Genomic DNA, 491 nt, shown 5'->3' with positions numbered 1-491 from the left:
TTGGCGAATTGGCGCGTCGTGTTGCAGCCGTTGAAGCGGGCGCGCATGGCGTCGGCCTCTCGCTTGCGTTTGCCCAGCGTCGCGCTGCGTTCAGCCGCCGGCACCACGAAGATGACCTGCTGCAGCATGTATTCGGTGGCGCTCGGTTTGGCGCCGCCTTTTTCGAGCATCTTCCTGACGAGATCCTGTTCGCTGACGGCGCCGGTGCCGTCGCCGGAACGGTAGCGCGCGCTCAAGGCCTGGTTCCAGGCCATCTGGGCGCGGATGAATTCCTTGAAGTGGCTCTTGGTGACGCCCGACTTCTCCATGACGCCGTCGAGCTGGCTGAGCTGCATCTTGTTGCTCGAGGCAAAGCGCTGGTACGCGGCATCGACCTGGGCGTCGCTGATGCGGATACCAAGCCGCTTGGCCTCGGCCATACGCAGCGTCTGGTCGATCATTTCCTGGCCGGCATCGCCCTTCTTGCGCTGCAGCTTCAGGAAAGCGGCGCG

General features: G+C 64.4%; 1 protein-coding gene. It reads right to left on the bottom strand.

What is annotated here, in order from left to right; translation table 11 throughout:
• The coding region (locus tag EN969_RS34690) for a SurA N-terminal domain-containing protein (RefSeq protein ID WP_206525383.1) at positions 1-491 on the bottom strand (491 nt) is incomplete at both ends.

Source organism: Mesorhizobium sp. M7A.F.Ca.CA.003.01.2.1 (assembly GCF_003998945.1).
GTDB lineage: Bacteria > Pseudomonadota > Alphaproteobacteria > Rhizobiales > Rhizobiaceae > Mesorhizobium > Mesorhizobium ciceri.
The sequence above is the reverse complement of the archived record's forward strand: the minus strand, read 5'-3'. Positions and strand labels throughout refer to the sequence as shown.